This is a genomic window from Stenotrophomonas sp. CASM101 (assembly GCF_049384845.1).
GTDB classification, from domain to species: domain Bacteria; phylum Pseudomonadota; class Gammaproteobacteria; order Xanthomonadales; family Xanthomonadaceae; genus Stenotrophomonas; species Stenotrophomonas hibiscicola.
In genome coordinates, this window is record NZ_JBMRFR010000023.1 from 18,323 (window position 1) to 39,085 (window position 20,763).

Here is a 20,763-nt window from a genome sequence, read left to right on the forward strand (position 1 = left end):
AGTCGGCCTCACCGGGGCCGCACGAGGGGCGGCGTAGCCTCGCAGGCGCGTAGAATGAACCCGGGGCGGCGCCACCGGCGCGGCCGAAGCGAATCGAGGTAGCTGGATGGAATTCAAGGATTACTACGCCACCCTGGGGGTGGAACCGAGCGCGGGCGAGGCGGAGATCAAGACCGCCTACCGCCGGCTGGCACGCAAGTACCACCCGGACGTCAGCAAGGAGGCCGGGGCCGAAGACAAGTTCAAGGCGGTCAACGAGGCGTACGAGGCGCTGCGCGATCCGGAAAAGCGTGCGGCCTATGACCAGCTGCGCGCGCAGGGCTATCGCCCGGGCGAGGAGTTCAACGTGCCGCCGAACTACGGCGGCGCCGGTGGTTTCAATTTCGAGGAAGTGTTCGGTGGCGGCGGCCCCAACGGCGGCTTCAGCGACTTCTTCGAAAGCCTGTTCGCGCGCCAGCGCGGTGGAGCGGGCGCGGGGGCCGGTCCGGGCTTCAGCAGCCAGGGCCATGCGCCCAACCGCGATACCCGCGCCAAGCTGTCGGTGCCACTGGAAGCGGCCTACAGCGGCGACAGCCTGCGCATCACCGTCAACGGCAAGCAGCTGGACGTGCGCGTGCCCAAGGGCATCCGCCCGGGCCAGGTGATCCGCTTGGCAGGGCAGGGCAACCATGGCGGCAATCTGCTGCTGGAGGTGGAATACGCCGCCCACCCGCAGTTCGAGGTCGATGGTCGCAACATCCTCTATACGCTGCCGCTCACGCCGTGGCAGGCCGCGCTGGGCACCAGCATCAGCGTGCCGACCCTGGGTGGTGCGGTGGAACTCAAGATTCCGGCCGATTCCGATGCCGGCCGCAAGCTGCGCCTGCGCGGGCGTGGCCTGCCGGGCAACCCGGACGGCGACCAGATCGTCGAAATCGAGATCGTGGCCCCGGCTGCGACCGATGAGGCGCAGAAGAAGGCGTACCGCAATCTGGCCAAGGCGTTTGGCGAGACCATTTGAAGGTGGTGCCGGCCGCTGGCCGGCAACTTCATTGCCCTGGACGGTGATGCGTGGTTGCCGGCCAGCGGCCGGCAACACCGCGCGCGTCTCAGCCCTGGCCCGCGAACACGCGCTCCAGCACCTCGGACAGCTCGTCCTCCGAGAACGGCTTGGTGATGTAGGCCTTGGCGCCCTGGCGCATGCCCCACATGCGGTCGGTGTCCTGGTCCTTGGTGGTCACCAGGATCACCGGGATATGCCGGGTCGCCTCGTCGCGGGCGAGGGTACGGGTGGCCTGGAAGCCGTTGAGGTTGGGCATCACCACGTCCATCAGGACCAGGTCGGGCAGCTCGGCCTTGGCGGTTTCGACCCCGGCGGCGCCATCGGTGGCGGTCAGGATCTGGTGCCCGAGCTTCTCGACGATGCGCTGTATCCCCAACAGCTGCGACGGTGAGTCGTCGACGATCAGAATGCGTGCCATGTTGTTCCCCATGTAATGCCCGCAGTGTAGTGCGGGCCCATTACCGGCGGGAGGGCCGCGTCTGCCGTCCGTCGCCTGCCTGCGACGTTCAGTCGATCCGTACCACGGTGCGACCCAGCGAACCGCCCGCCAGCATCCGTTCGAATACGGCAGGAAGGCCATCGAGGCCGACTTCGGCGGTGCAGATGCGGTCCAGGTGCTGCGGCTTCCAGTCACTACCCAGCCGCGACCACACTTCCTCACGCAGTCCGCGTGGCGCATTGGCCGAGGACACGCCCAGCAGCGAGACACCGCGCAGGATGAACGGCATCACCGTCATGTCCAGCGTCGGACTGGCTGCCAGGCCGGCACTGACGACGCTGCCGTAGGGCACGGTCTGCGCCAGCAGGCTGGCCAGCATGTCGCCTCCGGCATTATCGAGGCCACCCCCGAAGCGGGCCGACTGCAGCGCGCCGGTGTCGGCCAGCGCGTCGCGCGGCAGTACCTCGGTGGCGCCGATGCTGCGCAGGAATCCTGCCTGGTCCGGCTTGCCGCTGACCGCGTGCACGCTGTAGCCGGCACGGCTGAAGATGGACAGCGCCAGCGCACCGACACCGCCGCTGGCACCAGTGACCGCCAGCGGGCCGAGTTCCGGGGTCTGCCGGTTGTCCTGCATGCGCAGCAGGGCCAGCGCCGCAGTGAAGCCGGCGGTGCCCAGCACCATCGCCTCGCGTGGGGTCAGCCCGGCCGGCTGGGCGATCACCGCGCGCGATTCCAGCCGCACGCACTGGCTGTAGCCGCCGTCGCGGGTCTCGCTGAGGCCGCAGCCGGTGGCCAGCACCGCGTCGCCTTCACGCCAGTCCGGGTCGGTGCTGGCGACCACGGTGCCGGCCACATCGATGCCGCCCACCAGCGGGAAGCGGCGCAGGATCTTCCCTTTTCCAGTACCGGCCAGCGCGTCCTTGTAGTTGACCGAGGACCAGTGGGCGCGGATCAGCACCTGGCCGGGGTTGAGGTCGTCGACCCCGAGCTGGACCAGGCCGCTGCGATAGCCGGCGTCGTCGTTTTCGATGCGGAAGGCGGTGAACGGGGTGGTGGGGGCCATCGGCGTTGCCTGACTTCGAGGAAAACGCCACCTTACCCCGTTGCCCCCCTTTCGATCCTGCCGATCCGCCCCATCTTGTATGATCGGTGATGGTTTCACGGCTGGCGGTGCGGGAAGGGCCCGCGCCGCAGCCCAAATCTTGATGGAGCGTGCATGGCCTGGAATACACCCGGCGGCAACAAGGGCGGACAAGGCCCCGAGGACAATCGACGCGGGCCGTTCGGGTCACGCGGCGGTGGCAATGGTGGTGGCTGGGGCGGTTTGCCCGGGCCGCTGAAGGACCTGTTCGACGGCGGCATCGTGCGTTGGGTGGTGGCAGCCGTGGTGCTGCTGGTGCTGTTCTCCAGCTTCCAGCTGATCGGCGAACAGCAGCGAGGTGTGGTGCTGCGCTTCGGCCAGTTCTCGCGCATCCTGCAGCCCGGCCCGAACTTCAAGCTGCCCTGGCCGATCGAATCGGTCACCAAGGTCAATGCCACCGAGATCAAGACGTTCTCGATCCAGGTGCCGGTGCTGACCCGCGACGAGAACATCGTCAACGTCTCGCTGAACGTCCAGTACCGCATCGACGACCCGCAGCAATACCTGTTCGGCACCGTGGATGCCAACCAGGTGCTGGAGCAGTCGGCGCAGAGCGCCGTGCGCGAGGAAGTTGGCCGCGCCGACCTCAACGCCGTGCTGAACAACCGTGGTCCGCTGGCCGTCGCCGCCGAGGAGCGCCTGCAGGCGCTGCTGAAGGCGTTCAAGACCGGCCTGACCGTGACCGGCCTGACCCTGCAGGACGCCCGTCCGCCGGAGGAAGTGAAGCCGGCCTTCGACGAGGTCAACGGTGCCCAGCAGGTCAAGGAACGCCTGATCAACGAGGCCCAGGCCTATGCCGCCAAGGTCGTGCCGGAAGCCCGGGGCCAGGCCTCGCGCGCCCGTACCACTGCCGAAGGCTACAAGCAGGCCGTGGTGTCCAAGGCCGAAGGTGACGCGCAGCGCTTCAGCCTGTTGCAGGCCCAGTACAAGGACGCTCCGGAAGTGACCCGCAAGCGCCTGTGGCTGGAGACCGTGCAGCAGGTGCTGAGCGAGAACCGCAAGGTGATCGGTGGCGATGGCCGCCAGCTGATCTACGTGCCGATGACCGGCGATACCCGTCCCAGCACGTCGGCTCCGGCCGCAGTGGCCAACCCGGACGTGGTGATGCCGTCGCTGCCGGGTGCAGCGGCGGAAGCTTCCCGTGATCCGGGCCGGCCGGTGGGCCGCCCGACCGGGCGACCGAGCGGCCGTGAGGAGGGCAGCCGATGAAGAGTCCTATCTGGATCGCCGTGATCGTGGCGGTGGTGCTGGGCCTGCTCGGCTCGGTGTACGTGGTCCGTGAGGACCAGACCGCCATGGTGCTGAACCTGGGCAAGGTGGTGCGCTCGGACATCAAGCCGGGCCTGCACTTCAAGGTGCCGGTGGTGGAAACGGTGAAGGTCTTCGACCGCCGCTTCCAGGTGCTCGACACTGCGCCGGCGCGCTACTTCACCGCCGAGCAGAAGGACGTCAGCGTCGACTTCTTCGCCATCGGCTACATCTCCAACGTGGGTGACTACTTCCGTGCCACCGGCGGCGACCCGCGTGTGGCCAACGCCCGCCTGGCGCCGATCATCACCGACTCGCTGCGCAACCAGATCAACTCGCGCACCCTGCAGCAGCTGGTGTCCGGCGACCGCAGCGAGCTGATCGCCGAGCAGCTGAAGGGCATCAACGAAGCGGTGGCTGGCCTGGGCATGCAGATGATCGACCTGCGCATCAAGCAGGTGGACCTGCCCACCGACAGCCAGGTGATCAACGACGTGTACGAGCGCATGCGCGCCCAGCGCAAGCAGGAAGCGGCCAAGCTGCGTGCGGAGGGCGAGGAGCAGTCGCTGACCATCCGTGCCCAGGCCGACCGCGACAGCACCGTGCTGATCGCCGAGGCCGAGCGTGATGCGCAGCGCCTGCGCGGTGAAGGCGATGCCGAGGCGGCCCGCATCTATGGCAAGGCCGGCTCGGCCGATCCGTCGTTCTATGCGTTCTATCGCAGCCTGGAGGCCTACCGTGGCTCCATGACCGACGGCAATGGCGTGATCGTGCTCGACAAGAACGACCCGTTCCTGCAGTACCTGAAGAACGACCGCTGAGGTCGCAGGGCACTACCCCACGGGGCCCGGCCAGACGCTGGGCCCCGTGCTTTTTCCGGAGTCCCCGATGAAAGATCTGTTTGCCGCCGTCTGCCTGGTCGCGGTGCTGGAAGGCCTGTTCCTGTTCGTGGCGCCGTTCGCCTGGAAGCGCATGGCCGAACGCCTGCTGGACCTGCCCAGCCCGGCCCTGCGCAGCTTCGGTGGGCTGGTGCTGCTGGCCGGCCTGAGCCTGCTGTGGTGGGCGCGGCATTGAGGGAGGGTAGTGCGCTGGCCGGCAACCCGGGATTGCCGGCCAACGGCCGGCACGACCGGGCGGGGCGGCTGAGCGGCCGGTGAAGCCGTCCGTCGGAAAGGTGGCACCCGACCCCGGAAACCCGGATAATGCACAAAAGCCGGACGGGCCTCCCCGTTCGGCTTTTTCCGTGTCTGGGCCTTCCATCGCCGGCCGCTCCCCGTTTGGAGCCGCCCTCCAGGTGCTGGCCAGCCCCGCCACGGTTTACCCGTCCGCGGCCCCGATGGCCGCTACAAATCGAGGAGCCCGTCATGGGTCAGTCTGTCGTAGTGTTGGGTGCCCAGTGGGGCGATGAAGGCAAGGGCAAGATCGTCGATCTGCTCACTGAGGAAATCGGCGCCGTCGTGCGCTTCCAGGGCGGCCACAATGCAGGCCACACCCTGGTGATCAACGGCAAGAAGACCGTCCTGCACCTGATCCCGTCGGGCATCCTGCGTGACGACGCGCTGTGCCTGATCGGCAATGGCGTGGTGATCTCGCCGGCCGCGCTGCAGAAGGAAATCGCCGAGCTGGAAGGCTCCGGCGTGGAAGTGCGTTCGCGCCTGAAGATCTCCCCGGCCGCGCCGCTGATCATGCCGTACCACATCGCCCTGGACCAGGCGCGCGAGCGCGCTGCCGGTGGCAAGGCAATCGGCACCACCGGCCGTGGCATCGGCCCGGCCTACGAAGACAAGGTGGCGCGCCGCGGCATCCGCATCGCCGACCTGCACTACCCGAAGCAGCTGGAAGAACTGCTGCGCACTGCGCTGGACTACCACAACTTCGTGCTGACCAAGTATCTGAACACCGATGCGGTCGACTTCCAGAAGACCTTCGACGAGGCGCTGGCCTTCGGCGAATACGTGCAGCCGATGAAGTCCGACGTGGCCGGCATCCTGCACGACCTGCGCAAGCAGGGTAAGCGCGTGCTGTTCGAAGGCGCGCAGGGTGCGCTGCTGGACATCGATCACGGCACCTACCCGTACGTCACCAGCTCCAACACCACCGTCGGTGGTGCGCTGGCCGGTTCCGGCGTCGGCGCCGATTCGATCGACTACGTGCTGGGCATTGCCAAGGCGTACGCCACCCGCGTCGGCGGCGGCCCGTTCCCGACCGAACTGGACGACGAAGTCGGCCAGGGCATCCGTGACCGCGGCGCCGAGTACGGCGCTTCGACCGGCCGCCCGCGTCGCTGCGGCTGGATGGACATCGTCGCGCTGAAGCGCGCCGTGGCCATCAACGGCATCAGCGGCCTGTGCATCACCAAGCTGGACGTGCTGGACGGCATGGAAAAGCTGAAGGTCTGCATCGCCTACGAATACAACGGCAAGCGCACCGAGTACGCGCCGCTGGACGCGCAGGGCTGGGAAGAATGCACCCCGGTGTACCTGGAGTTCCCGGGCTGGAGCGAGAACACCCACGGCATCACCCAGTGGGACGACCTGCCGCCGGCCGCACGCGCCTACCTGCGTTCGCTGGAAGAGCTGGCCGGCTGCCCGATCAGCATCGTCTCCACCGGCCCGGACCGCGACCACACCATGGTCCTGCAGGATCCGTTCGCCTGAGGGCGTGACTGGTAGCGCCGGGCCACGCCCGGCGTCGCTGAAAGAAGAAGCCCCGCGAAAGCGGGGCTTCTTCATTACCGTGTGGGCAGGCCAGCGGGGAAGCGACGCGATGACCAGCATGCCAGCGTGAAAGGCGAGACGGTTCTGTTCGTGCTGGTCCCAAGGGCTGCCTTGGCGGTGTTCGCCTTCACCTTGCGGCGCTGGCAGCGCCGGCCGTCGAAGCAGGCGGCTTCAGCAACGGGTACGGGTTGATGGATTTGCCCTTCCACCACTGTTTTTCCGGTCCCAGCACGTGCACCTCGAAGTGCAGGTGCGGCGCGTCGGCGCTGGCGTTACCGGTGCTGCCGACGTAGCCGATCACCTCCCCGCGCTTGATCACCTGCTTCTCGGCCAGGCCATCTGCATAGCGCTGCAGGTGCGCGTAGTAGTAGCACCAGCGTCCGCTGGGCTCGAACTGGTAGATCGTCAGGCCACCGCGCTTGCTGTCGAACAGCTTTTCTACCGTGCCGTCGGCCACCGCGAGTACCGGAGTACCCGCATCGGCCATGATGTCGATGGCATCGTGCACGCGGCCCTCGCTGCGTGCATCGGTGAACGTGTCGCGCAGCTGGGACGCCTGGATGCCCTGCACCGGCAGCAGCAGACCGGCTGGCGCATCGGTGGCGTTGGACGGCGGCACGGCCGTGGGAGCCGGGGCGTCCACGCCCGGCGTTGCAGCCGCAGCCACCGCAGGTTGCACTGCGGGCGGGGCAACCGCCACCGGCTCACCTGCATCGCGGTGCAGCCACCAGCCCACTCCCACGCCCAGCAGCACGCCCAGCACGATCAGCTGCGAAAGGCGCATCGGCTCACTCCTGCATCACCACGGGCACCGAAGTATCCACCGCATCGGCCACGCGCAGCGCATCCCAGTTGGTCATGCGCACGCAGCCATGCGATTCTGTCTTGCCGACGTGGCCGGGTTCGGGTGTGCCATGCAGGCCGTAGTGCGGCTTGGACAGGTCGATCCAGACCCGCCCGACCGGATTGTTCGGGCCCGGCGGCAGCGTCGCCTTCTTTTCGCCCTTGCGCGCATCCCAGAACAGCTTCGGGTTGTAGTGGAACGGCGGGTCGCGATACACGCCGAGAATCTTCCATTCGCCGATCGGCAGCGGATCGTGCTGGCTGCCGGATGAGACAGGCACCTGTGCGATCACTTTGCCCTGCGCATCCAGCAATTGAAGTGTGGAGTCGGACTTGTCGACCACGATCTTCGCCGCCTTCGGCAAGTCCCCCGTTCCGATATTGGGCACCTGGATGCGGCTGCCGGCCTTGGCCAGATCGACGCCGGGATTGAGTGCCTTCAGCAGCTCAGGGGAGGCGTGGAAGCGCTCGCCCAGGCCTTCTTCCACGCTGCTGAAGCCCAGCGACTTCAGCTTGGCCTGTGCGGCGGGCCCTTTCGGTATGGCCTGGAACGGGCCGGCAACATCTTCAGCCGTGAGCGTATAGCTTGCCAGCGGCGTGATCGTATCGGCCTGCAGGGCCTTCCAGGTAGCGTCATCCAGTTCACCCGTTACGCTCAGCCCATGCGCCGCCTGGAAGCCCGACACCGCGCGCCGCTGGTTGCTGCCCACTTCGCCATCGATCTGGCCGGGGGAAAAATTCGCGCGATCCAGCAGCACCTGGGCGTGCAGGACAGAGCGGGGTGCGGTGTCCGGTCCTGCCTTCTCGGCAATGGGGGCAGGCAGGCCAGGCGGCGGCGCCTGCGCGAAGGCAGGTGATGCCAGCAGCGAGAGAGCGAGCAGGGCGGATCGGGGCATGGGTAACGGCATCGGGGACTCCAGCAGGGAACGCCACCACCTTGCCCGCAGACGGCGCCGAGCCACCGTGAAAGGGATCTGATGCCCGCATGAGCAGGCATGTCATTGCGGCCGGTTTGCACCGGCAGGTGCCACTGGGACGGCGACTCACCAAGGTGAACAGTGGCCGACGCCATTGGTGGATGGCGATCAAGATTGCCTGCCGTGCCGCCGATAAGGGCGCATCCCCCCGTTTTGGATACCCCCATGAACTACTTGAGGAACGTCAGGGTTGCCTGGCGTCTTGGGCTGGGCTTTGGCCTGTTGCTGCTGCTGGTTGCCGCCGTGGTGGCCACCGGCGCCACTGCCAGTGTCGTGCAGAAGCGCGCGATGCAGCAGGTGGTCGACGTCAGCGTGGCCAAGGTGCGCCTGTTGTCGCAGATGCTTGATGCCAACAACCAGATGATGGTGGTGCGCCGCGAGATGCTGATCCGCCAGGGTGATCACCGCACCAGCGACGAGAAGCGCATTGCTGATCTCGTCAAGCGCTACGAGGCCAGCTGGAGCGCCTACCAGGCGCTGCCCAGTGACGCCGAAGGCAAAGCCATTGCGGAAACCATCGCCGCCAAGCGAGCCGTTGCTCGCCCGCTCAACAAGCAGACCAGCGAACTGATGGAGCAGGGCGATTATCCCGGTGCCGTGGCGCTGACCCTGGGCCCGGTGCAGGACGCCGCCAACGGCTGGAACAAGGCGCTGTCCGATGGCGTGGACTTCGAGGAGAAGGAAAGCCGTGAGGCTGCCGCCGAGGCGATCCGCCTGGGCGAGCGCAGCCTGCTGCAGTTGCTGGTGCTGGGCGGCGTTGCGCTGCTTGCTGGCATCGGCGCCTCGGTGATGATCGGCCGCAGCCTGACCGGTCCGCTGGCGCGCGCGGTGAACCTGGCCGAGCGCCTGTCCAAGGGGCAGCTGGACCAGGAGTTCCGCCTCGGTGGCCGCGACGAGCTGACCCAGCTGGGTGAGGCGATGGCCAGCGTGCGCCAGAGTGTGCAGGCGGCGATCGGCGCGCAGTTGCAGATGGCGGAACAGCACGAGGCCGGCGCAATCCGCTATCGCATGGACGCCAGTGCGTTCCCCGGCGATTTCGGCCGCATGGTGCAGGCCACCAACAGCCTGGTCGAATCGCACGTGCAGGTGGAACTGCTGATGGCTGAAGTAATGCAGCGTTACGCCATCGGTGACCTCAGCCGCGACCTGCCGGACTATCCGGGCGAAAAGGGCACGTTGACCCGCACCCTGGCCGCGGTGAAGCAGAGCCTGATGGCGATCAACGCGCAGATCGATGAACTGGCCCGTGCCGCACGCGCCGGCGATTTCAGCATGCGTGGCGATGCCGGGGCCTTCCAGTACCAGTTCAAGACGATGGTCGAGCACCTCAACGGCATGATGGCCAGTTCGCAGGCCAGCATCGCCGATGTTTCCGACGTGCTGCGCGCGATCTCGCATGGCGACCTGACCGCACGCATGGAGGGCGAGTACGAAGGCGTTTTCGCGCGCATGCGCGACGATGCCAACACCACCACGGCGCAGCTGACCGGCATCGTCCGCGGCATCCAGGTGGCTGCCGACAGCATCAACAACGCGGCGCAGGAACTGGCCGCTGGCAACAACGACCTGTCGCGCCGAACCGAGCAGCAGGCGGCCAATCTGGAAGAAGCGGCCGCGTCGATGGAGGAGCTGACCTCCACCGTACGCCAGAACGCCGAACTGGCGCGTCAGGCCGACAGCGAAGCGCACGCTGCCGGCGCCGCCGTGCGCGAGACCGAGCAGGCGATGGCACAGATGGCATCGGTGATGGGCGAGATTGATCAGTCCTCGGCACGCATCTCGGAAATCTCCACGGTGATCGATGGCATCGCGTTCCAGACCAACATCCTGGCGCTGAATGCTGCAGTGGAAGCCGCGCGCGCGGGCGAGCAGGGGCGTGGCTTTGCGGTGGTCGCCAGCGAGGTGCGTACGCTCGCGCAGCGTGCCGGTGTCGCCGCCAAGGAAATCAAGGAGCTGATCGAAGACGCCGCTGCCAAGGTGAAGAGTGGCCTGGCGGTGACCGTTGAATCGGAAGCCGCGATCGCACGCGTGGCCCAGGCCAGCTCGCGCACCACGCAGCTGATGAGCGACATCGCAGCGGCCAGCAAGGAACAGGCCGCCGGCATCGAGCAGGTCAACCAGGTGGTGGTGCAGATGGACCAGGTGACCCAGCAGAACGCTGCGCTGGTGGAAGAAGCCACTGCCGCCAGCCGCGCGCTGGAGGAACAGGCGCATGCACTGACCACGTCGGTGGCGGTGTTCCAGATCGAGCAGGACGGTGCAGCCCGCGCCGTGGTGGCGCGCGCGGCCTGACCGTCACCGGTCGGCACGGCAAAGTGCCGTGCCGACCGAGAAGCCCTCAGCGCTTGAACAAGCGCTCGTGCATCCAGCCGTCGTTGGTCAGCACAAGCGTCGCTTTGCCATCGATTTCGTCCTTGGCTTGGTCCGCTAGGTTACGGTAGCTGGCCTGGACCTCTTTCGATCTGGCCCAGCTGTCCGCATCTTCGACCTTGTAGCGGAAGTTCACCTGAGACAATTTCACGCCCATCATCTCGCTGGGCTCGGTAAAGGTGTCCACCTCTGTCACCCTGAACTTGCCGGTGCAGAACGCTGCTTGACCTGCAATTGTTTCTGCGCCGCCTTCTACGAGGAACTTCTTTCCTTTGGAAGTAAGCGCGTACTCGCCAGCCGGTACGGTCGATGTGCCAAACATCGATTTCATTTCAGATGCTTGGCGGCTCAGCAACCCGGCCTCGACCAAGGCGTTGGCCTGCAGGCGCGCGCGCTCTCCCAAGCTGCCATCGTTGGCCAGTCTGAAGGGGAGTTCCCGCGCGGGCAAAGCAGCGCAGAGTCCGTTCTTGGTATCAAGATATTTCTGAATAGCCTTGCCGAAATTGCCCTTGTTGGCGGTCTGGGAACTGCTGCATGCCGCCAGTACAAGCATCAGCGCGCTGGCCGCCAGAACTCGGTTCACATTCTTCATCTCAACTATCCCTGTCAGTGGGTCAATCAACGTAGCCGCTACCACCGAGCGAAGCTACAGGGTGGTGGATGTCGATGATCTGTCCTTGAGGGAGCCCAGCGAGGAGGCCCTGACGGCGATCAGCAGTGCCAGGTGACTTCCGGATTGCTCTGCACGGGATATAGCCGTTTACGACAAACTGCGCGACATGCACTGCCTTCATCGGTGTGCCTGAGCCACGAGTGTCTCTGGATGGCAGAGCAGGTGAGTCGCGCTGTCACCGATGCCGTACGGCCGTTATCGCTCGGTCTTCACTCCTCCATATGAGAGGACGTAGGCCGGCGCCCGCTGATCACGATGACCCTGGCGTGGCCGCCTTCATGGCGCTGGGCGCGGCGAACTACGTGACGGTGCGCGGGGGGCAGATCCACAAAGCTGGCAGCGGCGAAGTGATCCGCCTGCAGTTGAACGGCGACCGCGCGCCTTTGCCGGGCACTGCGCGCCTGCTCGGTTCCAGCAGCGCGTTCCTGTTCGTCTGGTGGCCGCAGCAGCGGCGTGCCGAGGCCATTCCGATCGCGGCGTTGCGCACGCTGCAGGCGGCTGCCGTGCCGGTGCCCTCAGCCGCAGTGACGGCGGGGCCGTCCCGCTGAGGTAAGGTGCGCGGGCCGCTTGGGACCGACCCAGCGAGAGTAGGCGCTGCGCCACACATCCCGCGCCTGCGATGCGGGCGCGGGCTGTTCCCCGTTTTCGGGGACGATCAATCTCTGCTCCGCGTTCGGGCAGCCTTTTTCGCTGCGGTCTTGCGTGTCGCTGCCTTTCGGGCACGGGTAGCCGCCGCCTTCTTTGCGGCGGCGCTCCGCGAGGCGGCCGTACTCCCCTTATTGGCCGCAGCCTTCTTCGCTGTCTTCTTTGCGGCCTTCTTTGTGGCGGTCTTGCGAGCGGGTGCCTTCTTTGCCACCGCTTTCTTCGCAGGTGCCTTCTTCGCTGCCGTCGCCTTGGTTGTGGCCTTCTTTGTGGCCTTCTTTGTGGCCGACGTCCTGGCAGGCGCCTTCTTGGCAGCCTTCTTGCTGGTCGCCTTCTTCGCGCCCTTGCGTGCACTGCCGCTACGCTTGCCGCCGCCGTCCTGCTTGTTCACGGTGGCCCAGGCAATGCGCTCGGCGGTGCCTTCACTCGCGCCGCGATCACGTTCGCTTTCCTCGATGTGCTCGGCCTGGCGCTTCTGCTTTTCGGTATATGCGGATTTGTCACCACGGGGCATGACTATTCTCCTGTCGTTGTGGTCAGGCCAGCAGGCGCAGCTTGGGCTCACGCGCCCACTGGCGGGTGGCGGCCGCCGCCAGGAATGCCTTGGCGTCTTCCGCTTCGACGATGCCGGCATCGTTGCCGACCCGCGCCGCCTTCAGCAGCGCTTGGCCTCCCGCGTCGCTGGCGATGGCCTTCAGGTGTGCCCACGCCTGGCTGACGAACTCCAGCGCGGCGCTCTCTTTCGACAACGCCTTTGATGCCTCTACGCTCAGCACCACGGCCACCGCATCGAACACAGCCGATGGCGTGCCTGCCAGTTGCCCATCCGCCGCCTGCATCGCGCCATCGCTCAGCGTGGCGCCACCGACTTTGGGCGCGACCAGCTTCACGTCTGCACCTGCTTTCCTGGCTGCCTTGCTCAGGCTGGCAATGATGCGGGCGTCGGAGCCTTCGTCGAACAGAATGCCGATGCAGCGACCCTGCAGGGTAGGCTTGTTGCGTCCGATCACACGCACCTCGGGAGCGGGAGGCATGTCCCGCGCCGGGGTGGCGGTGGGTGCCGGGTCGGGCAGGGCGGGCAAGGCCAGACCATCGGCCACGCGCCGCGCCAGTGAGTCATCGATGTTGCGCAGGTGGCTGACGGTACGTACCCGCACCTTCAGCGTTTCCACCTTGGACAACTCGAACACCAGCGCCGATGCCAGGTGCGCCTGCTCCGGCGTTTCAAGGCTGCGGAAGAACATGCGGGCCTGGCTGTAGTGGTCGGCGAAACTCTCCGCGCGGGTACGGCCCTTGCGGCCATCGTCGGCGCTGGCGTGGCTGCGGAAACCCGCAGGCGTCTCACGCGGTGAGTCCTCCTGCAGCGAACTGGGATCGTAGGCCACCCGGCCCTTGGGCACCTGCATCTGCATGTGGCCATCGCGCTGATGATTGGCGAATGGGCACTTCGGGGCATTCACCGGGATCTGGTGGAAATTCGGGCCGCCAAGACGCAGCAGTTGGGTGTCCAGGTAGGAGAACAGGCGGCCCTGCAGCAGTGGGTCGTTGCTGAAGTCGATGCCCGGCGGCACGTTGGCCGGGCAGAACGCCACCTGTTCGGTCTCGGCGAAGAAGTTGTCGGGCCAGCGGTCCAGCACCATGCGCCCGATCACCTGCAACGGCACCAGCGATTCGGGAATGATCTTGGTCGGGTCCAGGTGATCGAACGGGAATGCGTCGGCTTCTTCTTCGGTGAACAACTGCACCGCCAGCTCCCATTCGGGAAAGTCGCCGCGCTGGATGGCCTCGAACAGGTCGCGGCGATGGAAGTCATTGTCGGCTGACTGCAGCTTCAGCGCTTCGTCCCAGACCGTTGACTGGATGCCCAGCTTTGGCCGCCAATGGAACTTGACGAAGGTCGACTCGCCTGCCTCGTTCAGCAGGCGGAAACTGTGCACGCCGAAGCCTTCGATCATGCGCAGCGAGCGCGGAATGGCACGGTCGCTCATTGCCCACATGATCATGTGCATCGACTCAGGCATCAGCGAAATGAAGTCCCAGAAGGTGTCGTGGGCCGAGGCGGCCTGCGGGAAGGCACGGTCCGGTTCCATCTTCACTGCGTGCACCAGGTCCGGGAATTTCATGGCGTCCTGGATGAAGAACACCGGAATGTTGTTGCCGACCAGGTCCCAGTTGCCCTCCCTGGTATAGAACTTGACCGCGAAGCCGCGCACGTCGCGCGGGGTATCCACCGAGCCTGCGCCACCGGCCACGGTCGAGAAACGGGTGAATACGGGTGTCTTCACCCCCACCTCGGTCAGGATGCGCGCGCGGGTATGGGAGGCCAGTGACCGGGTCAACTCGAAGTAGCCATGTGCCGCGCTGCCACGTGCGTGCACGATGCGCTCGGGAATGCGTTCGTGATCGAAGTGGGTGATCTTCTCGCGGAGGATGAAGTCTTCCAGCAGCGTGGGCCCCCGAGGCCCCTGTCGCAGGGAGTTCTGGTTGTCTGCCACCGGGATGCCCTGATCGGTGGTCATCACCGGATGGCTGCCCCCGGCCTGCTGGTGGAGCTCATCGCCATTGCCCCGTGGGTGGCTTTCGGGCGGGGTGGTTGCGCGCTTGCCGGTCGGCTTGCTGGCGGCCATGGAGGGTGGCTCCGGATCGTCAAAGGGAACCACGACACTGGAACCGAGCCCGTTAAACCCCGGTCCGGCAAAGGTGAACGTACGGGCAAAAGCGGGCTCGGGTATGCTTGCCGCATGCGAGTCGAGCCCGCCGACATCGAAGCCTTGTTCGACGCCATCCCGGACGTGCTGTTCTTCATCAAGGACCGCCAGGGGCGGTACACCCACGTCAACCAGACCATGCTGCGACGGCTGGGCCTGCGCGCGCGCAAGGACGTCATCGGGCGGACCGCGGCCGAGATCTACCCGACCGGCCTCAGCGCGGACTATGTCGACCAGGATGCCCGCGTGCTGTCCGGCGAGGTGATCGAGAACCTGATGGAGCTGCACCTGTTCGCCAACCGCGAACCGGGCTGGTGCCTGACCTGCAAGCGCCCGCTGCTGGTCGATGGCGCCATCGAGGGCCTGATCGGCATTTCCCGCGACCTGGGCCAGAAGGACAGCCTCGGCACCCAGTACGAGCAGCTGCGGCTGGCGCTGGCCCACCTCAACGCGCACTACGCCGAGAACGTGCGCATGCAGACCCTGCTGGACATCACCGGCTTCTCGCTTTCCAAGCTGGAGCGCAGCTTCCGCAAGGTGTTCCAGATGACCCCGCAGCAGGTGCTGACCCGGCTGCGGATCCAGATGGCCATGCACCTGCTGCACGGTGACGAGAGCATCGCCAGCATCGGCCAGGCCTGCGGTTTCAGCGACCAGAGCGCCTTTACCCGCAAGTTCAAGGCTGAAACCGGTTTCTCGCCGCGTGCCTACCGCGCCCGTATTGGTGGCAGTGTCGGAGAGCCGGCACTGGCCTGAGCCGCCTGCTGCGCTGTGCCTATCCCCGCGGGCATGGGACAGGGTAAGGTGTCGCCCCTGTAGCCCGCCGCCAGCCCTGCCGATGCCCAACTCGATTCCGACCGCTTCGCCCTCCCGCCTCGGACATTCGCTCAAGCCCCGCCAGCTGATCATGATGGGCCTGGGCAGCGCCATCGGCGCCGGGCTGTTCCTCGGCTCGGGCGTGGGTGTGCAGGCGGCCGGTCCGGCGGTCCTGGTGTCGTATCTGGTCGCCGGCGCGCTGGTGATCATCGTGATGAACGCTCTGGGCGAAATGGCGGCGGCCAAACCGACCAGCGGCGCGTTCTCGGTCTATGCCGCCGATGCCATGGGCGCCACCGCCGGTGCCACCGTCGGCTGGTTGTGGTGGGTGCAGCTGGTGATCGTGATCGCCGCCGAAGCGGTAGGCGCGGCCGGGCTGTTGGCCACGGTCTGGCCTGCGGTGCCGGTGCCGATGGCAGCGTTGGCCTTCATGCTGTTCTTCACCGCGATCAACCTGCTCGGGGTGAAGAACTTCGGCGAGTTCGAATTCTGGTTCGCCATCCTGAAAGTGGCGGCGATTCTGGCGTTCATTGCCATCGGTGTGGCGCTGCTGATGGGTTGGCTCCCGCAGGTGACCTCGCCTGGGCTGAGCAACTTCACCGAGCATGGTGGTTTTGCGCCAAAGGGCCTGGCCGGGATCGGCGCGGCGTTGCTGGTGGTGGTGTTTGCCTTCGGTGGCACCGAGATCGTGGCCGTTGCGGCGGCGGAAACCGAAGACCCGGAGCGCAGCATCGCCCGTGCCATCCGCACCGTGGCGTGGCGCATCCTGGTGTTCTACATCGGCTCGCTGAGCGTGATCATCGCCGTGGTGCCGTGGACCAGCGAGGCGCTGAAGTCGCCCTTCGCCGCGGTGCTGGACATTGCCCGTATTCCGGGTGCAGGCACCGCCATCACCCTGATCGCTGTGATCGCGCTGCTGTCGGCGCTCAATGCCAACCTCTACGGCGCCTCGCGCATGATGTATTCGCTGGCGCAGCGACGTGAAGCCCCGGCCGTGCTGGGCTGGACCGATCCGCGCCAGGTGCCGGTCATCGCCGTGCTGGCCAGCGTCCTGTTCGGTTTCGCCGCCACGGTGATGGAACTGCTGTTCCCGGACCGGGTGCTGCCGGTGCTGCTGAACATCGTCGGTTCGACCTGCCTGCTGGTGTGGACGCTGTCGCTGGTCTCACAACTGGTGTTGCGCCGCCGCGCGGATCGCCTGGGTACCCGGCTGCCGTTCCGCATGGCGGGCTTCCCGTGGCTGACCGTGTGCGCGCTGGGCATCCTGGCGCTGATCTTCGGCCTGCTGCTGAGCGAGGCGCACACCCGTCTGCAGTTCCTGTCGATGGTGGCGCTGACCGCCACGATCGCCGCCGGCAGCGCCATCGCGCGGCGCATGCGCGAGGCGTGATTCTGTAGAGCCGACCCTACGGTCGAGGCTGCTGTTTGCGCGATCGCCAGCCGAGCATGGGCTCGGCTCTACAACAGGCACACACTCCGCGTGGCACTGTGCGCAGGTGGGCCGCCAGCGGCCCGTCGACCGGGAGTACCGCATGCTGCGCAGTCGCCCCTTCCTGATGTTCACCGGCCAGGCCGAGGCCGCCCTGGCCCTGTACGCCGAGGCCTTCGCCGATTTCCGCCTGCTGGCAATGCAGCGCCATCCGGACGGCGCCGGTGCCGGCGCGCCCGGGCAGGTCCGCCAGGCCATCTTCCTGCTCGGTGGCACCCACTACCTGTGCTTCGACAGCTTGGACGTGCACGACTTCACTTTCTCGCCGTCGATCTCGCTGTTCGTCGAGTGCTCCGGCGCAGAGCAGTTCGAGCGCGCCGCGCGCGTGCTGGGCGAGGGCGGCCACTGGCTGATGCCGGTGGGCGAGTACGATTTCAGCAACCGCTACGGCTGGGTGCAGGACCGCTTCGGGGTGTCGTGGCAGTTGAGCCTGGGGCAGATGCCGGACCCGTGATCGGATGTTTGTGCGTGTGGGCCCTGGTCCACACACCCTCATGAAAACGGCCCGCTTGCGCGGGCCGTTCACTTACCGATGCCGCGAGGAATCAAGCCTCGACTTCATCGTCCTTGTAGGCATCGACCGGGATGCAGGCGCACATCACGTTCTTGTCGCCGTACACGTTGTCGACGCGTGCCACCGGCGGCCAGTACTTGCTCTGCTTCAGGCTGGCCAGCGGGAAGGCAGCCAGTTCGCGCGGGTAGGCGTGGGTCCACTCGCTGGCGGTCACTGCGGTGGCAGTGTGCGGCGCGTTCTTCAGCGGGTTGTCCTCGCGGTCCAGGCGGCCGTCTTCGATCGCGCTGATTTCCTCTCGGATCTGGATCATGGCGTTGATGAAGCGGTCCAGCTCGTGCAGCGACTCACTCTCGGTCGGCTCGACCATCAGCGTGCCGGCCACCGGGAAGCTCAGGGTCGGGGCGTGGAAGCCGAAGTCGATCAGGCGCTTGGCCACATCCTCGGCACCGATGCCGCTGGTCTTCTCCAGCGGGCGCACGTCGAGGATGCACTCGTGCGCCACCAGGCCGTTGCGGCCGGTGTACAGCGTCTTGAAGTGCGGCGCCAGGCGCTTGGCGATGTAGTTGGCGTTGAGCTGCGCGACCTGGGTGGCCTTGCGCAGGCCTTCGCGGCCCATCATCGCGATGTACATCCAGCTGATCGGCAGGATCGAGGCGCTGCCGAAGCTGGCCGCGCTGACCATGCCGACAGGACCGTTGTCACCCAGCTTGCCCGGCAGGAACGGCGCCAAGTGCTCCTTGACCGCGCACGGGCCGACGCCCGGGCCGCCACCGCCGTGCGGAATGCAGAAGGTCTTGTGCAGGTTCAGGTGCGAAACGTCCGAACCCCACTTGCCGGGCTTGGCCACGCCGACCAGGGCGTTCATGTTGGCGCCGTCGGTGTACACCTGGCCGCCGTGCTTGTGGATGATCTCGCAGATCTCGACCACCTCTTCCTCGAACACGCCGTGCGTGGACGGGTAGGTCATCATGATCGCGGCCAGGCGGTCGCTGTACTTCTCGGCGTTGAGGCGGATGTCTTCCACATCGACATTGCCGTTGGCATCGGTCTTGGTGACCACCACCTTCATGCCGCACATCTGCGCCGAGGCCGGGTTGGTGCCGTGCGCCGAATCCGGGATCAGGCAGATGTCGCGGTGGCCTTCGCCGCGCGAGCGGTGGTAGGCGCGGATCGCCAGCAGGCCGGCGTACTCGCCCTGTGCGCCGGAGTTCGGCTGCAGGCTGACCGCGTCGTAGCCGGTGCATTCGACCAGCATCGCTTCCAGCGAATCAATCAGTTCCTTGTAGCCCAGCGCCTGGTCGGCCGGCACCAGCGGGTGGATCTGCGAGAACTCCGGCCAGGTCACCGGGATCATCTCGGCGGTGGCGTTGAGCTTCATGGTGCACGAACCCAGCGGGATCATCGTGCGGTCCATCGCCAGGTCCTTGTCGGCCAGCGAACGCAGGTAGCGCAGCAGTTCGTGCTCGCTGTGGTGGGTGTTGAACACCGGATGGGTCAGGAACGCAGACTGGCGCAGCAGGCCGGCCGGCAGCGCGTCGGCGGTGCTTGCGTCCAGCGCATCGATGTCGGCCTGCGCGCCGAACACGGCGGCCAGCGCGACCACGTCGGCGCGGGTGGCGGTCTCGTCCAGGCTGATGCCGACCGAGTCGCTGTCGATCGCGCGCAGGTTGTAACCGGCGGCGCGTGCCTTGGCATGGATCTCATCGGCGTGCACGCCGGTGACGTGCAGGGTGTCGAAGAAGTCGCCACCGACCTGTACGCCGGCGTTGCGCAGTGCCGCAGCCAGGATGGCGGCCAGGCGGTGGGTGCGGCGGGCGATGCGGGTCAGGCCTTCCGGGCCATGGTAGACCGCATACATCGAGGCCATCACTGCCAGCAGCACCTGTGCGGTACAGATGTTGGAGGTGGCCTTCTCGCGGCGGATGTGCTGCTCACGGGTCTGCAGGGTCAGTCGGTATGCCGGGTTGCCCTGGGCATCGACCGAAACGCCGATCAGGCGGCCCGGCATCGAGCGCTTGTAGGCGTCACGGCAGGCCATGAAGGCGGCGTGCGGGCCACCGAAGCCGAACGGCACGCCGAAACGCTGGCTGTTGCCGACCACGATGTCCGCGCCCCATTCGCCCGGGGCAGCCAGCAGGGTCAGGGCCAGCAGGTCGGTGGCCACGGCCACCAGGCCGCCGCGTGCGTGCACGGCATCGACCAGCGCCTTGTAGTCACCGACCTGGCCGAAGGTGTCCGGGTACTGCAGCAGCAGGCCGAAGGCTTCTGCTTCCAGTGCCTCGGCCGGGGTGCCGACGCGCAGCACGATGCCCATGGGCTCGGCGCGGGTGCGCAGCAGTTCCAGGGTCTGCGGGTGCACGGCATCGTGCACGAAGAAGGTGTCCGACTTCGACTTGGCCGAACGCTTGGCCAGGGTCATCGCTTCGGCGGCGGCAGTGGCTTCGTCCAGCAGCGAGGCGTTGGCGATCTCCATACCGGTCAGGTCGGCGCACAGGGTCTGGAAGTTGATCAGCGCTTCCATGCGGCCCTGCGAGATTTCCGCCTGGTACGGGGTGTAGGCGGTGTACCAAGCCGGGTTTTCCAGGATGTTGCGCAGGATCACGTTCGGCGTGTGGGTACCGTAGTAGCCCTGGCCGATGAAGCTGCGCAGCACGGTGTTCTTGTCGGCGATCGCACGGATCTTCGCCAGTGCCTGCACTTCGGTCATCGACTCCGGCAGCGCCAGCGGCGCCGGCGACTTGATCTTGGCCGGCACGATGGCATCGGTCATCGCATCCAGCGACGCGTGGCCGACGACGTCGAGCATCTGCGCGATCTCGGCATCGTTGGGGCCGATGTGGCGCTCGACGAACGCATTGTGGTGCTCGAGCTCACGCAGGGAAGGGGTGTTCTGGGACATGGCGAAGGATCCGTCAGGAAAGGGCACACGCACGGGCACAAGCCGCCGGTCGGCGGTCTGCGGGGCGCCCCTCTGTCCTTTTGCCTGAGAGTTTGGAAGCGCGGAAAACCGCGGCTTCGTGCCCCTTCGGCGCCGGATCGAACCGGTCTCTCCAGAGTTCTGTTACGGGTGGTATCGGGCCTGAGCGATTACGGGCGTTGCGCCTTCGGCAGCGGTGTTCCGCTTCTCCCACCGTGTTGCCCGCC

Annotated in this window: 18 protein-coding genes and 1 riboswitch; of the genes, 10 read left to right on the forward strand and 8 right to left on the reverse strand. The window is 66.7% G+C overall.

The window, feature by feature from the left end; all coding sequences use genetic code 11:
- Positions 1-106: 106 nt before the first annotated feature.
- Complete coding sequence (locus tag VG543_RS19690; RefSeq protein ID WP_005410645.1) at positions 107-1,000, forward strand: DnaJ C-terminal domain-containing protein; 894 nt, start codon at positions 107-109, stop codon at positions 998-1,000.
- Between the two features lie 88 nt (positions 1,001-1,088).
- Here the strand turns inward: VG543_RS19690 and pilH are convergent, their stop codons facing one another.
- The gene (gene pilH, locus VG543_RS19695; protein ID WP_005410644.1) at positions 1,089-1,460 is read right to left on the reverse strand and encodes a twitching motility response regulator PilH; all 372 of its coding nucleotides are present in this window, start codon (positions 1,458-1,460) and stop codon (positions 1,089-1,091) included.
- Between the two features lie 88 nt (positions 1,461-1,548).
- Positions 1,549-2,544, reverse strand: a complete 996-nt coding sequence (locus VG543_RS19700) for a YhdH/YhfP family quinone oxidoreductase (protein ID WP_423179100.1) — start codon at positions 2,542-2,544, stop codon at positions 1,549-1,551.
- Between the two features lie 153 nt (positions 2,545-2,697).
- Between VG543_RS19700 and hflK the strand changes: the two genes are divergently transcribed.
- The 4 genes from hflK (at position 2,698) to VG543_RS19720 (ending at position 6,527) form a co-directional block, all read left to right on the forward strand.
- Positions 2,698-3,831, forward strand: coding sequence for an FtsH protease activity modulator HflK (hflK, locus tag VG543_RS19705; RefSeq protein ID WP_005410642.1), 1,134 nt, complete (start codon positions 2,698-2,700; stop codon positions 3,829-3,831).
- Complete coding sequence (hflC, locus tag VG543_RS19710; RefSeq protein WP_019660037.1) at positions 3,828-4,691, forward strand: protease modulator HflC; 864 nt, start codon at positions 3,828-3,830, stop codon at positions 4,689-4,691. The genes hflK and hflC overlap by 4 nt, the downstream gene beginning before the upstream one ends.
- A 67-nt stretch (positions 4,692-4,758) precedes the next feature.
- The gene (locus tag VG543_RS19715) at positions 4,759-4,944 is read left to right on the forward strand and encodes a DUF2065 domain-containing protein (RefSeq protein WP_005410640.1); all 186 of its coding nucleotides are present in this window, start codon (positions 4,759-4,761) and stop codon (positions 4,942-4,944) included.
- Positions 4,945-5,234: 290 nt separating this feature from the next.
- Positions 5,235-6,527 (forward strand): adenylosuccinate synthase, encoded by a 1,293-nt coding sequence (locus VG543_RS19720; RefSeq protein ID WP_019660036.1) that lies wholly within the window; start codon positions 5,235-5,237, stop codon positions 6,525-6,527.
- Between the two features lie 187 nt (positions 6,528-6,714).
- Here the strand turns inward: VG543_RS19720 and VG543_RS19725 are convergent, their stop codons facing one another.
- Both VG543_RS19725 and VG543_RS19730 read right to left on the reverse strand, forming a co-directional pair.
- Positions 6,715-7,371: a M23 family metallopeptidase gene (locus VG543_RS19725; RefSeq protein ID WP_180877965.1), complete on the reverse strand. Its 657-nt coding sequence runs from the start codon at positions 7,369-7,371 to the stop codon at positions 6,715-6,717.
- A gap of 4 nt (positions 7,372-7,375) precedes the next feature.
- Positions 7,376-8,338: a L,D-transpeptidase family protein gene (locus VG543_RS19730; protein WP_019660034.1), complete on the reverse strand. Its 963-nt coding sequence runs from the start codon at positions 8,336-8,338 to the stop codon at positions 7,376-7,378.
- Positions 8,339-8,572: 234 nt separating this feature from the next.
- Between VG543_RS19730 and VG543_RS19735 the strand changes: the two genes are divergently transcribed.
- Complete coding sequence (locus VG543_RS19735; protein WP_155029948.1) at positions 8,573-10,699, forward strand: methyl-accepting chemotaxis protein; 2,127 nt, start codon at positions 8,573-8,575, stop codon at positions 10,697-10,699.
- Between the two features lie 46 nt (positions 10,700-10,745).
- Here VG543_RS19735 and VG543_RS19740 read toward each other — a convergent pair whose 3' ends face one another.
- Positions 10,746-11,369, reverse strand: a complete 624-nt coding sequence (locus tag VG543_RS19740) for a hypothetical protein (protein WP_061478844.1) — start codon at positions 11,367-11,369, stop codon at positions 10,746-10,748.
- Between the two features lie 347 nt (positions 11,370-11,716).
- Here VG543_RS19740 and VG543_RS19745 point away from each other — a divergent pair, with 347 nt between their 5' ends.
- On the forward strand, positions 11,717-11,998 hold the full coding sequence (locus VG543_RS19745) for a hypothetical protein (RefSeq protein WP_423179099.1): 282 nt from the start codon (positions 11,717-11,719) through the stop codon (positions 11,996-11,998).
- Positions 11,999-12,105: 107 nt separating this feature from the next.
- Here VG543_RS19745 and VG543_RS19750 read toward each other — a convergent pair whose 3' ends face one another.
- Together VG543_RS19750 and VG543_RS19755 are read right to left on the reverse strand one after the other, a co-directional pair.
- Positions 12,106-12,606 (reverse strand): hypothetical protein, encoded by a 501-nt coding sequence (locus VG543_RS19750; RefSeq protein ID WP_423179098.1) that lies wholly within the window; start codon positions 12,604-12,606, stop codon positions 12,106-12,108.
- Between the two features lie 22 nt (positions 12,607-12,628).
- On the reverse strand, positions 12,629-14,719 hold the full coding sequence (locus VG543_RS19755; RefSeq protein ID WP_164144779.1) for a catalase: 2,091 nt from the start codon (positions 14,717-14,719) through the stop codon (positions 12,629-12,631).
- 114 nt (positions 14,720-14,833) lie between these two features.
- Between VG543_RS19755 and VG543_RS19760 the strand changes: the two genes are divergently transcribed.
- The 3 genes from VG543_RS19760 (at position 14,834) to VG543_RS19770 (ending at position 17,559) form a co-directional block, all read left to right on the forward strand.
- Positions 14,834-15,556 (forward strand): helix-turn-helix transcriptional regulator, encoded by a 723-nt coding sequence (locus VG543_RS19760; RefSeq protein ID WP_021204412.1) that lies wholly within the window; start codon positions 14,834-14,836, stop codon positions 15,554-15,556.
- An 82-nt stretch (positions 15,557-15,638) separates the two neighbouring features.
- Complete coding sequence (locus VG543_RS19765) at positions 15,639-17,006, forward strand: amino acid permease (protein WP_134734760.1); 1,368 nt, start codon at positions 15,639-15,641, stop codon at positions 17,004-17,006.
- A 142-nt stretch (positions 17,007-17,148) separates the two neighbouring features.
- Positions 17,149-17,559 carry a VOC family protein gene (locus VG543_RS19770; RefSeq protein WP_329848828.1) on the forward strand — a complete coding sequence of 137 codons (411 nt, stop codon included), beginning with the start codon at positions 17,149-17,151 and terminating at the stop codon, positions 17,557-17,559.
- 91 nt (positions 17,560-17,650) lie between these two features.
- Here VG543_RS19770 and gcvP read toward each other — a convergent pair whose 3' ends face one another.
- On the reverse strand, positions 17,651-20,518 hold the full coding sequence (gcvP, locus tag VG543_RS19775) for an aminomethyl-transferring glycine dehydrogenase (protein WP_019660028.1): 2,868 nt from the start codon (positions 20,516-20,518) through the stop codon (positions 17,651-17,653).
- Between the two features lie 62 nt (positions 20,519-20,580).
- A riboswitch (glycine riboswitch) is annotated at positions 20,581-20,683 on the reverse strand.
- Positions 20,684-20,763 lie beyond the last annotated feature (80 nt).